This is a genomic window from Aeromonas sp. ASNIH1 (genome assembly GCF_002934285.1).
GTDB lineage: Bacteria > Pseudomonadota > Gammaproteobacteria > Enterobacterales > Aeromonadaceae > Aeromonas > Aeromonas caviae.
On sequence record NZ_CP026228.1, the window covers coordinates 3,779,437 to 3,791,874 of the forward strand.

At 58.3% G+C, this 12,438-nt stretch carries 11 protein-coding genes; 6 read left to right on the plus strand and 5 right to left on the minus strand.

Going from position 1 to position 12,438, the window contains the following annotated elements:
* The first annotated feature begins 152 nt into the window (after positions 1-152).
* From tnpA to tnpC, 3 genes are read left to right on the plus strand one after another with little or no spacing between them, the layout of a single operon-like run.
* On the plus strand, positions 153-455 hold the full coding sequence (gene tnpA / locus C2U37_RS18450) for an IS66 family insertion sequence element accessory protein TnpA (protein WP_104452877.1): 303 nt from the start codon (positions 153-155) through the stop codon (positions 453-455).
* Positions 455-820 (plus strand): IS66 family insertion sequence element accessory protein TnpB, encoded by a 366-nt coding sequence (gene tnpB, locus C2U37_RS18455; RefSeq protein ID WP_041205730.1) that lies wholly within the window; start codon positions 455-457, stop codon positions 818-820. Before tnpA ends, tnpB begins: the two co-directional genes overlap by 1 nt.
* A 48-nt stretch (positions 821-868) precedes the next feature.
* Positions 869-2,536: an IS66 family transposase gene (gene tnpC, locus C2U37_RS18460; protein WP_104452878.1), complete on the plus strand. Its 1,668-nt coding sequence runs from the start codon at positions 869-871 to the stop codon at positions 2,534-2,536.
* 656 nt (positions 2,537-3,192) lie between these two features.
* Here the strand turns inward: tnpC and pflB are convergent.
* The 3 genes from pflB to ycaO all read right to left on the minus strand — a co-directional run bounded on the left by pflB (position 3,193) and on the right by ycaO (position 8,507).
* A complete protein-coding gene (gene pflB / locus C2U37_RS18465; protein ID WP_010674504.1) occupies positions 3,193-5,475 on the minus strand; it encodes a formate C-acetyltransferase in 2,283 nt (760 codons plus the stop codon).
* A 41-nt stretch (positions 5,476-5,516) separates the two neighbouring features.
* Entirely contained in the window at positions 5,517-6,365 is an 849-nt protein-coding gene (gene focA / locus C2U37_RS18470; protein WP_010674505.1) for a formate transporter FocA, read from the minus strand.
* A 381-nt stretch (positions 6,366-6,746) separates the two neighbouring features.
* The gene (ycaO, locus tag C2U37_RS18475; protein WP_104452879.1) at positions 6,747-8,507 is read right to left on the minus strand and encodes a 30S ribosomal protein S12 methylthiotransferase accessory factor YcaO; all 1,761 of its coding nucleotides are present in this window, start codon (positions 8,505-8,507) and stop codon (positions 6,747-6,749) included.
* A gap of 335 nt (positions 8,508-8,842) precedes the next feature.
* On the opposite strand from ycaO, the gene C2U37_RS18480 reads away from it, so the two are divergent.
* Positions 8,843-9,526 (plus strand): B3/B4 domain-containing protein, encoded by a 684-nt coding sequence (locus C2U37_RS18480; protein ID WP_045524741.1) that lies wholly within the window; start codon positions 8,843-8,845, stop codon positions 9,524-9,526.
* Between the two features lie 226 nt (positions 9,527-9,752).
* On the opposite strand, the gene sugE is transcribed toward C2U37_RS18480, so the two are convergent.
* Entirely contained in the window at positions 9,753-10,067 is a 315-nt protein-coding gene (sugE, locus tag C2U37_RS18485; protein WP_010674508.1) for a quaternary ammonium compound efflux SMR transporter SugE, read from the minus strand.
* Positions 10,068-10,406: 339 nt separating this feature from the next.
* On the opposite strand from sugE, the gene asd reads away from it, so the two are divergent.
* On the plus strand, positions 10,407-11,519 hold the full coding sequence (asd, locus tag C2U37_RS18490) for an aspartate-semialdehyde dehydrogenase (protein WP_039039005.1): 1,113 nt from the start codon (positions 10,407-10,409) through the stop codon (positions 11,517-11,519).
* A 116-nt stretch (positions 11,520-11,635) separates the two neighbouring features.
* Here the strand turns inward: asd and cspD are convergent, their stop codons facing one another.
* Positions 11,636-11,854, minus strand: a complete 219-nt coding sequence (gene cspD, locus C2U37_RS18495) for a cold shock-like protein CspD (protein WP_010674510.1) — start codon at positions 11,852-11,854, stop codon at positions 11,636-11,638.
* 228 nt (positions 11,855-12,082) lie between these two features.
* On the opposite strand from cspD, the gene clpS reads away from it, so the two are divergent.
* Positions 12,083-12,400 (plus strand): ATP-dependent Clp protease adapter ClpS, encoded by a 318-nt coding sequence (gene clpS, locus C2U37_RS18500; protein WP_005325410.1) that lies wholly within the window; start codon positions 12,083-12,085, stop codon positions 12,398-12,400.
* Positions 12,401-12,438 lie beyond the last annotated feature (38 nt).

Consider the following 12,438-nt stretch of genomic DNA (forward strand, 5'->3'; position numbering starts at 1 on the left):
AACGCCGCCTGCATTCGTTCAATCGCTTTTAGACACAAGGGCAGCAGAGTCCACACTCCGCTGCCCTGTAAGCGCCCTTGAATCGGCATCTTTTTTTCCCAAAATCAGCTCGTCACACTTGAAATCCATTACCTCTTCGCTGGATTTTCACTATGACCACTCAAGAACGTGCTGATTTTTGGCAGCAGCAGATCACTGCCTGGCTTGACTCCGGCCTCTCCGGCCACGCCTTTTGCAAAAGCCAGGCACTGGTCTATCACCAGTTTGCTTACTGGCGTAAAAAGCTCGAACAGCCTGTAGACTCGGACTCTCTTCCTGGCTTTGTCAGAGTAGCCATGCCTGCTCCTGTCACGAACGAAGTCGGCTTGACGCTCACCTTACCCAACGGGATCACTCTCTCCGGGTTACATCCGGGCAATATCGATTTGCTCGGCGCTATCATGAGGCAGTTGTAATGCGCCCTCGTTACTTGCGTCCGGCACTGACCATGCCGCAGATCTACCTCTATCGGGCTCCTATCGATTTTCGTAAACAGGCCCACGGCCTGGCGGCGCTGGTCGAGCAGCAACTGGGGCACAACCCGTTCACCGGCGCCCTTTATGCCTTTACCAATCGCCGCCGCAACAAGATCAAGTGTCTGATGTGGGAGGACAACGGCTTTGTGCTCTATTACAAGGCGCTGGCCGAGGAGAAATTCAAGTGGCCATCGTCTGCCGATGAGCTACTCTCCCTCTCTTCCGAGCAGATCAACTGGTTGCTCGATGGCTACGATATCTCCTTGATGCAGGGCCATAAAACACTGCATTACGAGACGCTTTAATACCACCAATCTCGTGCTTTACCGCCTTGTTTTTGTTATAATTTCCCCATGAAAACTACGCCAGAAAACCTCACCCCATCACCTGATCTCAGCGGCCTTGGCGCCGCTGAGTTGTTGGCGGTTATTGCGGGTTTTCAGCAACAGTTGGCGTTAAAAGACGAAGCTCTTCAATCCAAAGAAGAGGCTATCCAGCGGCGTGACGCCCATATCCTGTTACTCGAAGAGCTGCTGCGTCTGCGCAGGATCCAGCGCTTTGCCGCCAGCAGCGAGAAACTCCATCAGCTCCAGCTCTTTGATGAGGCAGAGCTGGAAGCGGACATGGACGCCCTGCTGGCCCAGTTACCCGATGACCTGCCGCAAACTGCCGAAGCAAAGGCCAAGCCGCGTCAACGTGGCTTCTCCGCCTCACTGCTGCGCGAGCGCATCGAACTCACCCTCAGCGATGAGCAGAAAGCCGGGGCCAGCAAGGTGTTCTTTACCAAGGTCAAAGAGGAGTTGCAGTTCATTCCGGCTCAACTCAAGGTGCTGGAGATCTGGCAAGAGAAGGCGGTGTTCGAGCGTGATGGCGAAGAGGTGATCCTCGCGGCCAACCGCCCCGTACACCCGCTGGGCAAATGTATCGCCACGCCGTCATTGCTGGGCTACATCATTACCTCTAAGTATGCTGATGGCCTGCCACTGTACCGTCTGGAGCAGATGTTCAAGCGCCTAGGGCAGGAGGTGAGCCGCACCAACATGGCCCACTGGATCATCCGGCTGGATGAGGTGTTCCAGCCATTGATGAACCTGCTGCGCGAGGAGCAGAACCACGCGACGTACCTGCAAGCCGACGAGACGCGGATCCAGGTGCTCAAAGAAGAGGGCAAAACCGCGCAATCGGACAAATGGATGTGGGTGACCCGCGGCGGTCCGCCGGGCCGCCCCTCTGTATTATTTGAATATGATCCGTCACGCGCCGGAAGCGTACCCGTGCGTCTGCTGGAGGGCTTTAGCGGCATACTGCAAGCTGATGGCTATTCCGGCTATAGCCAGGTGTGCAAAGAGAGCGGTCTCACCCGGATTGGCTGCTGGGATCATGCTCGGCGCAAATTCATCGAAGCGACCCGAGCCGCACCTAAGGGCAAAGGCAAGGACAAAGGCAAGAGCAAAGGCAAGAGCAAAGGCAAGAGCAAAGCCAGCACTGGCCTGGCCGATGTAGCATTGGGGTACATAGGTAAACTCTATGCCATCGAGCGGGAGCAGAAGGAGCGCAGTGATGCCGAGCGTTATCAGGCACGGCAGACACGTAGCATGCCCCTGTTGGCGGAGCTCAAAACCTGGCTGGACAATAACGTCGGCAAGGTGATGAAAGGCTCGCTGACTCGACAGGCGATGGAATACACGCTGGGGCAATGGCCCTATCTGGTCGGCTACTGCGAGCGGGGTGATCTACACATCAGCAATGTGTTGGCGGAGAACGCGATCCGCCCGTTCGCCGTGGGGCGCAAGGCCTGGTTGTTCGCCGACAGCGCGCAAGGCGCCAAGGCCAGCGCGACCTGCTACTCGTTGCTGGAGACAGCCAAAGCAAATGACCTGGAGCCATCAGCGTATATCAACTATGTGCTGGCGCAGATCGGCGATGCTGATAGCCTGGAAAAACTCGAAGCTCTGCTACCCTGGAACGTCCCGCTGGAGCCCATTGCAAAAAAAGTGGCGCAATACAACGAAGGCAAGTAGGTCGATTTAGCGGCGCTTACGCTGCCCTTGTTGCTTTCTGGCGTCTTCTGGCGATGCAGAGTGGTTTCCCTTCACCCTGGCCCTCTCCCAAGGGAAGAGGGAATGGATCGAGGTTGTTATGCAAAGCCCTTGGTGGTCGAGCATGGTTCTGCTCTGCTTTTCTGAGAACCTGAGAACCTGAGAACCTGAGAACCTGAGAACCTGAGAACCTGAGAACCTGAGAACCTGAGAACCTGAGAACCTGAGAACCTGAGAACCTGAGAACCTGAGAACCTGAGAACCTGAGAACCTGAGAACCTGAGAACCTGAGAACCTGAGAACCTGAGAACCTGAGAACCTGAGAACCTGAGACAAGAACCTGAGAACCTGAGTACCTGAGTACCTGAGTACCTGAGTGTCTGAGTGCCTGAGTGCCTGAGTGTCTGAGTGTCTGAGTGTCTGAGTGCCGGTGGGCACATCCGTGCATCAAGCGCAGGAGGGGAGTGGAGAAGGGGCATAGAGAGGGGCGTTAGGAGGCTGAGGCTAACGTCTGGCCGAGCCTGCGGGTCAGAGCCCACGAGCCAGCGGGCCTGGGAGGTGGGAAGCGGCTTGCACACTGCCAAACAGCCATAAAAAAACCGGCGCCTTGGCGCCGGTTTTTGTTCACCGAGACGCTATTACAGAGAAGCGGTGAAGGTACGGGTGATGACGTCTTGCTGTTGCTCCTTGGTCAAGGAGTTGAAGCGAACGGCATAACCGGATACGCGGATGGTCAACTGCGGATATTTCTCCGGGTTTTCCATGGCGTCCAGCAGCATTTCACGGTTCATCACGTTGACGTTCAGGTGCTGACCACCTTCCAGGTTGGCTTCATGGTGGAAGTAACCATCCATCAGGCCGGCCAGGTTGGCTTTCTGGGCTTCCATGTCTTTGCCCAGGGCGTTCGGGACGATGGAGAAGGTATAGGAGATACCATCTTTGGCGTAAGCGAACGGCAGCTTGGCAACGGACGTCAGGGAAGCAACGGCACCCTTCTGGTCACGACCGTGCATCGGGTTGGCACCCGGGCCGAACGGCGCACCGGCGCGACGACCATCCGGGGTGTTACCGGTCTTCTTGCCGTACACCACGTTGGAGGTGATGGTCAGCACGGACTGGGTCGCCACGGCACCGCGGTAGGTATTCAGCTTCTGAATCTTCTTCATGAAGCGCTCGACCAGGTCGCAGGCGATGTCATCGACGCGAGCGTCGTTGTTGCCGAACTGCGGGTACTCGCCTTCGATTTCGAAGTCGATGGAGACGCCATCGGCATCACGTACCGGCTTGACCTTGGCGTACTTGATGGCAGACAGGGAGTCAGCGGCTACGGACAGACCGGCGATACCACACGCCATGGTGCGATAGACGTCACGGTCGTGCAGCGCCATCAGGGAGGCTTCGTAGCTGTACTTGTCGTGCATGTAGTGGATGATGTTCAGCGCGGCGACATACTGCTTGGCCAGCCAGTCCATGAAGTGATCCAGTCTGTCCATCACGTCGTTGTAGTCGAGGTACTCGGAGGTGACCATTTCGGTCTTCGGACCGACCTGGATCTTGAGCTTCTCGTCCATACCGCCGTTGATTGCATACAGCATGGTCTTGGCCAGGTTGGCGCGGGCACCGAAGAACTGCATCTGTTTGCCGACGATCATCGGGGACACACAGCAAGCGATGGCGTAGTCATCGTTGTTGAAGTCCGGACGCATCAGGTCGTCGTTCTCGTACTGAACGGAAGAGGTCTCGATGGATACCTTGGCGCAGTACTTCTTGAAACCGACCGGCAGCTTCTCGGACCACAGGATGGTCAGGTTCGGCTCAGGGGACGGGCCCATGGTGTACAGGGTGTTCAGCATACGGAAGCTGTTCTTGGTGACCAGGGTACGGCCGTCAACGCCCATACCGGCCAGGGTCTCGGTGGCCCACATCGGGTCGCCGGAGAACAGTGAATCGTATTCCGGGGTACGCAGGAAGCGAACCATACGCAGCTTCATGACCATGTGGTCCATCAGCTCCTGGGCTTCTTGCTCGGTGATCAGACCCTTTTGCAGGTCACGCTCGATGTAGATGTCCAGGAAGCTGGAGGTACGACCGAAGGACATGGCCGCGCCGTTCTGGGACTTGACCGCCGCGAGGTAGGCGAAGTAGGTCCACTGTACGGCTTCTTTGGCGGTCTTGGCCGGTACGGAGATATCGCAGCCATATTTGGCAGCCATCACCTTCATCTGGGCCAGGGCACGGTGCTGCTCGGAGATCTCTTCGCGCAGACGGATGGTGGCTTCCAGGTTGACACCGTTTTCCAGGTCAGCCTGCAGGGACTTGAACTGAGCCAGTTTGTCGGCCATCAGGAAGTCGATACCGTACAGGGCAACACGGCGGTAGTCACCGATGATACGGCCACGGCCGTAGGCATCCGGCAGACCGGTGATGACGCCGGACTTGCGGCAGTTCAGGATGTCTTTGGTGTAGACGTCGAACACGCCCTGGTTGTGAGTCTTGCGGTACTCGGTGAAGATCTTCTCGACCATGGGGTCAAGCTGGCGACCGTACACTTCGCAAGAGGTCTTGACCATCTTGATACCGCCGTTGGCGATGATGGCGCGCTTGAGCGGCTTGTCGGTCTGCAGACCAACGATTTGCTCCAGGCTCTGGTCGATATAGCCGGCATCGTGAGCGGTAATGGTGGAGGGCAGGTCGGTATCAAAATCGACCGGCGCGTGAGTGCGGTTCTCGATCTTGATGCCTTCCATGACCTTGTCCCACAGCTTGGTGGTGGCTTCGGTCGCGCCAGCCAGGAAGGACTCGTCACCTTCATACGGGGTGTAGTTCTTCTGGATGAAGTCACGGGTGTTGACAGAGGTCTGCCATTCACCGGCTGCGAAGCCTTCCCATGCTTTTTGGAACTGTTCGTTAAGTTCTGCCATTTTCATTACCTCTCAAGGTATTTATGTGTCTGCCGCCATCCTTAATGATGGCGACGGAAGATAAACCAGTAAGTCAGCCCAACCATGACGCCACCACCAATGATATTACCGATGGTGACAGGGATGAGGTTGTGCAGGACGAAGTTGGACACGGTCAGGTCGGCAAAGGTCGCCGGATCCTGGCCGATGGCCTGCCAGAATTCCGGGCTCGCGACGCTGTGGATGGCGATACCGACCGGGATCATAAACATGTTTGCGATGCTGTGCTCAAAACCGGAGGCCACGAACATGGCGACGGGGAGCAACATCACCATCACCTTGTCGGTGGCGCTGCGGGCGCCGAAGGCCATCCACACGGCGAGACACACCATGAGGTTGCAGAGGATGCCAAGGGCCACGGCCTCGAAGAAGGTGTGATGGATCTTGTGCTGGGCCACTTTCATGGCGTTCAGACCCCACTGGCCATCCGCTGCCGTGTATTCCGCCGACATGATGATGAGGCCGACGATGATGAGACCGCCGATGAGGTTGCCGAAGTAGACCAGTCCCCAGTTCTTGAGCAGCTGGGCCCAGCTGATGCGATTCGCCGCCTTGGCTACCAGGGTGAGGGTAGTGGAGGTGAACAGTTCGGCGCCGAGCAGGACGCAGAGGATGAGACCGAGGGAGAAGCAGATGCCGCCCACCAGCTTGGACATGCCCCAGGCCATGCCGCTTGAGCCCGTGGTGACGGTGATATAGAAGACGAAGGCGATGGCGATGAAGGCGCCAGCGGTGATGGCCAGGGGAATGACCTTGTATGCGGGCTTGGTGGCCTTGGCATAGGTAATGTCTTCGGCCAGGGCGGCGATGGCTTCGGGCTTCAGACAATCAAAGGGAGATTCTGCTTTCAATTCTCAGTACCTGCATATTTTGCCTGTGGAAATCATAACAAAGGGGCTGATCCCCAAAATTGACTCCGATCAAGAATTACAGATTGTGAATGTAATTTTACTACAGGATTTTTCGCCATCCGGAAGCGTTTCTTTACACCAGGTTTCAGGTGAAACAGAAATGAGTCTGTTATTAATTTTATGATTTTTAAGAACTTATAAAGGACACCCTGAAAAACGTACCGGCAAGGCACCTGTGCAGCCGCACTGCACCATGAGTGCCAAATTAACAACCCCCTAAGAGGTATTTTTTGTCTTTTATTTCATCTTTGTGGCACGGCCAGCCAAAGCGTAGACCATAAAACAGAAGGGGCCATAAGGCCCCTTCGTCACGCTAGCATATCAGTTCCAGGTATGGATTCGTTTGGCTTTTTGCAATTTCTCGTAAGCGGCCAGCAGTTTCTGGTGCAGCGGGAACTGGGAGAGGGAGAGATCGGCGGCTTCCAGACCGTGGAAGCGCGCCTCGCCGCGGGCGTTGGCCCACGCCTGTGCCAGGGTCTCTTCCCCGAACATGCGGGCGAACACCGGGCGGTACTGCTCGGGGTCGCGGTCCTCGTCGAGGAAAAGCTCGACGCAGGCGCGCAGGGCGCGGTAGTAAGCGGCGCGATCTGCCGGGAACACCGACTGGTTGAACTCCATGGTCCAGTCGATGAGGTCGAGGGCGCTCTCCAGGTCACCAGCGGCCAGCGCCAGCATGGCTTTGAGCTCACCGACGCGCAGGGTGTGCAGGGCAGTGCCCTTGGCGGCGGCGATGCCGAGCAGCTCGCGCACCCGGGTCCGCTCGTCGTGCCCCTCTTCATCCAGCTGGTCGAACAGGGCCATGTACTGATCTGCGTCCAACTCGAGCGCCGGCAGCGCCAGGATGGTTTCCCGCAGGTGGGCCCCCATGGTGTTGTTGGCCAGCAGCAGATCTTCCACCGGATAGATGTCTGACATGCCGGGCACCAGGATACGGCAGGCGTAGACACCCAGGTGCTCGTAGTCGGCGATGTAGACCGGCTGCTCCAGCTCGTGGAAGATGCCGATCAGGTGGTCGAATTCCTCTTGCGAGGTGCCACGGAAGTCCCAGTCGGCAAACTCGAAGTCGGACTCTTCCTTGAACAGATCCCAGCTGATGAGGCCGGAGGAGTCGATGAAGTGGGTCTCCAGGTTGTGGTGATCCGCCACCTGCTCGTTGTCGAACGACGGCGGCACGAAGACGTCCAGATCCTTGAGGCTGCGCCCTTGCAGCAGTTCGGTGACGGTGCGCTCGAAGGCGACCTCGAAGCGCGGGTGGGCGCCGAAGGAGGCAAAGCAGGTGCCGTTGTTCGGGTTGAGCAGCACCACGCAGATGACCGGATAACGGCCGCCGAGGGAGGCATCGAAGCTGTAGATGGGGAAGCCTTCGGCCTCCAGTGCATCGATGGACGCCTTGATGCCGGGGTAACGGGCGATGACCTCGCCCGGGATCTGGGGCAGGCTGATGGCCTCGGCGATGATCTTGTTCTTCACGTGGCGCTCGAACACCTCCGACAGCCCCTGGGTGCGGGCTTCGGTGCGGGTGTTGCCGGCGCTCATGCCGTTGGAAACATACAGGTTGCCGACGATGTTCATCGGGATGTAGACGGTCTGGTGATCAGACTGGCGCTCGAAGGGCAGGGCGACGATGCCGCGTTCCTCGTTGCCGGATTGCAGGTCCACCAGCATGTCGGCGGTCACTTCACCGTCCGGGTTGTAGAACTTGCGGGTGAAGGAGTCGAGCAGACCAGTGGGAAGCTGATCCCCCTCGATGGGGAACCACTTCTCGTTCGGGTAGTGGACGAAGTCGCCATTGGCTACCTGCTCGCCCAGGTAGAAGTCGGCGAAGAAGTAGTTGGTGGAGAGACGCTCGAAATATTCGCCAAGGGCGGAGGCGAGCGCCGCCTTCTTGCTGGCACCCTTGCCGTTGGTGAAGCAGAGAGCGCACTCCTTGTCCCGGATGTGCACGGACCAGACGTTGGGCACGGGGTTGAGCCAGGAGGCCTCTTCGATATCAAACCCCAGGGCTTGCAGCTTGGTCTGGAAGCGTTCGATGGAATCTTCCAGCGCTGCGTCCTTGCCGGGAATAAAAGTGTGGTCGGTCATCACAATGTCCTGATTTTATGGGCTCATGTTTGGACGCAGATAATAGCATGAGTGACGGGGAAAGCGGCCAGGGCAATGGTGTGGGCTTGCCCAGGTCTGCATTGGATGGGCGGGGTGTGGTAGTGGGGCCGGACGGTGCGCTGCGGGGCGGCGATTTTTCATGGGAAAGAGGGTTGGGTCATCAGTTTTACTTAACATAATTAAGATAAAGTAAATTTTATTATGACCCTGTGCCCTTCATCATGGCGTCAACCGTTGGCGGGGGAAGGAAAAGAGGGGAACGCCCGTGCCCGTTCCGCCACCCCGTCTTGATGAGCCTTGACCAGGAGTGCTGAATGTTCCCGATGATCCCCCGTATCGACCCCGAGATAGCCAGGTTGGCGCCGGGGTTTTGTGCCCTCAGCATCGTGGTGGAAGCCGCCCCCGTGATTGACACTCTGGTGGGGGAGCGGGCCCTGGCCCGGGCATGTGCGGCCCTTGGCACCGACGAGGCCCCCTGGGCCCTTGAACATCTGGCCGCCTGGGATCAGGTGTTCAAGGGGTTTGGCGCCAAGCCTGCCCGCACGCCCTGCTCGGCCCAGGCACTGCGCAAGCGGGTGCTGCGCGATGGCGTCTTGCCCGCCATCGATCCTGTGGTGGATCTCTACAACGCCATCAGCATCGAGTATGCCATTCCCGTGGGCGGGGAGGATCTGGCGGCCTATGTGGGGACGCCGCGCCTGGTGATTGCCGATGGCAGCGAATGCTTTGACACCCTCAAAGAAGGGCTGCCAATCCAGGAGGCACCGGCTCCCGGAGAGGTGGTGTGGCGGGACGATCTCGGCGTCACCTGTCGCCGCTGGAACTGGCGCCAGGGGATCCGCACTCGCCTGAGCCTCTCTTCCCCCCGGATGTGGTTCATTCTGGAGTGTCTGCCGCCGATGCCGCGCACGGCCTTGTGGGAGGCCGGCGACAGGCTGATTGCCGGTCTCACGCAGATGATGCCTGGGGCCCGCATCGAGCAGACGTTGGTGGAGTGATTGAAGGAGCAGACGAAAAGATAAAAGGAGGCGCCCCATGCTCGCCCGGGCGGTCATGGGGCGGATCTTGCTCGCCATCACGCGCCATGCCACGTCTGTGCCACCCGCCTTTCCCCACCGCCTGCGAACACATCAGCAAGCAGAGGAACACAGCAACATGCCGGGCTGACATCGCCCCCTGGAGCTTGCCACGTCGGGGCCGGTGTACCCGGCCCTTTCAGCGCGCCTAACCGATGAATTTCAGACCCAGAATGCCGACGATGATGAGCAGCAGGCAGAGCACCCGGGCCAGGGTGGCCGGTTCGTTGAACAGCCAGATCCCCATCAGCACGGTGCCGACCGCGCCGATACCGGTCCAGACCGCGTAGGCGGTGCCAAGGGGCAATTGCTTGACCGCCATGGCGAGCAGCAGCACGCTCACGGCCATGGCACTCAGGGTCAGCAGGGTGGGGAGGGGACGGCTGAAACCGTCGGTGTACTTGAGGCCAATGGCCCAGGCGACCTCGAACAGGCCGGCCAACAGCAGGAGCAACCACGACATAAGGCAGATTCCGCAGGAAGCAGGGTCGTCCCTGCGTATCAGGAGGCCTCGGGGCCGTCCCCGAGGGGCAGCGGGGCTGCCGGTCGGTCTCAATGATGCCCCAACTGGAGGCAGGATGCCAACCGGCTGCCCGCAGGTCGGCCAGGCCGACGGATATTGCAGCGAATGGCACAGAATATTGCGCAATTCGACTTGCGCCCGCCGTCACAATCCGTAATGTGGACAGACGCATTTTTTGCAACTCATATATTGTGAATCCCTTGTAAACGGCTGGCGCCAAGGCAGGGGTCACGGGTATCACACACGATTTCTATAAGCAGCTATCCAGGGTAGGACATTATGAAAAAAGTAGGTTTGGTCGGTTGGCGTGGCATGGTGGGTTCGGTCTTGATGAGCCGGATGCAGGAAGAGAAGGATTTTGCCCGCATTCAACCCACCTTCTTCACCACCTCCCAGGCCGGTGAGGCCGCCCCCAATTTTGGTGTCGATGCCGGCACCTTGCAGGACGCCTTCGATCTCGAGGCGCTGGCCGCGCAGGACGTCATCATCACCGCCCAGGGCGGCGACTACACCAAGGATGTTTATCCGCGTCTGAAAGCCGCCGGCTGGCAGGGCTACTGGATTGACGCCGCCTCCTCCCTGCGCATGGAGAAGGACGCTGTCATCATCCTGGATCCGGTCAACGGCGACGTCATCGAACACGCCCTGAACAACGGCATCAAGACCTTCGTTGGCGGCAACTGCACCGTCAGCCTGATGCTGCTGGCCCTGGGTGGCCTGTTCAAGGCCGATCTGGTGGAGTGGGTGAGCGTGGCCACCTATCAGGCGGCCTCCGGTGGTGGTGCCCGCCACATGCGCGAGCTGGTCACCCAGATGGGCATGCTGCGGGATGAAGTGGCGGTGGAGCTGGCGGATCCCGCCTCCGCCATCCTCGACATCGAGCGCAAGATCACCGAGAAGACCCGCTCCGGCACCCTGCCGGTGGACAATTTCGGCGTACCGCTGGCCGGTGGCCTCATTCCCTGGATCGACACCAAGCTCGACAACGGCCAGAGCCGTGAAGAGTGGAAGGGCCAGGCCGAGACCAACAAGATCCTGGGTATCGAAAACGCCGCTATCCCGGTGGATGGTCTGTGCGTGCGGATCGGGGCCCTGCGCTGCCACAGCCAGGCCTTCACCATCAAGCTGAAAAAAGATGTGCCCTTGGCCGAGATCGAAGCCCTGCTGGCCGCCCACAACGACTGGGTCAAGGTGATCCCCAACGATCGCGACATCACCGCCCGCGAGCTGACCCCGGCTGCCGTTACTGGCACCCTCAGCATCCCGGTGGGTCGTCTGCGCAAGCTCAATATGGGTCCGGAGTACCTGGCCGCCTTTACCGTGGGTGACCAGTTGCTGTGGGGCGCCGCCGAGCCGCTGCGTCGCATGCTGAACATCCTGCTGGCCCGCTGAGGTAGCTGCAGCAGGGAACAGGGAAGGCCTGGCCTTTCTTGTTCCCCTCTTCGTGCCTGTCCATAAAAAAGCGGCATCCCTTGGGATGCCGCTTTTTAATTTATCCAGTTTGACTCTTAGATGTTCTGTGCTTCGTTTGGCACGATGACAGAGGCATGATTTCCTTTCGGCCCCTGCTGCAGTTCAAAGTTGACTGCCTGACCTGCTTTCAAGGTCTTGTAACCTTCCATTTGAATCGTGGAGTAGTGAGCGAAGATGTCTTCACCACCGCCTTCCGGACAGATAAACCCAAATCCTTTTGCGTTGTTGAACCACTTGACTGTTCCGGTTGCCATACATCTACATCCTTTTATTGATTACCCTGAAGTCGTTGAGTAACCTGCGCCAGCCTTATATAACTAGGGCATGACCCCGTAGCAGACGGGCGCCGATTAGCAAGTAACCAATCTAGTCCAACTTTTAAGCGAGTCAAGAAGTTGTTAACAACCGATGTGATCTGGTTAACAAGTCTATTGACAATCTTGAGCGACACGGTAGTAATCTAGAGGTACCAAAGCGCAACTATGAGCAAGCAGAAAGAACTCTTTGCTAATGAAGAGATTGCAGAGGCAGAGAAAACGAAGCTGCAACCGCCACCCATGTACAAGGTCGTCCTGAACAACGACGACTACACACCGATGGAGTTCGTGGTGGAGGTGCTGCAAAGGTTCTTTGGTATGGATCTGGAGAAGGCCACTCAGGTGATGCTGAGCGTGCATTATAGTGGTAAGGGGGTCTGCGGCACATTTACCGCCGAGATTGCCGAGACCAAAGTGGTCCAGGTCAACACCTATTCACGTAACAACGAACATCCACTGCTATGTACCATGGAAAAGGCTTGAATCTGATGACTTGATGGCGATAACGACACCGCATTGTT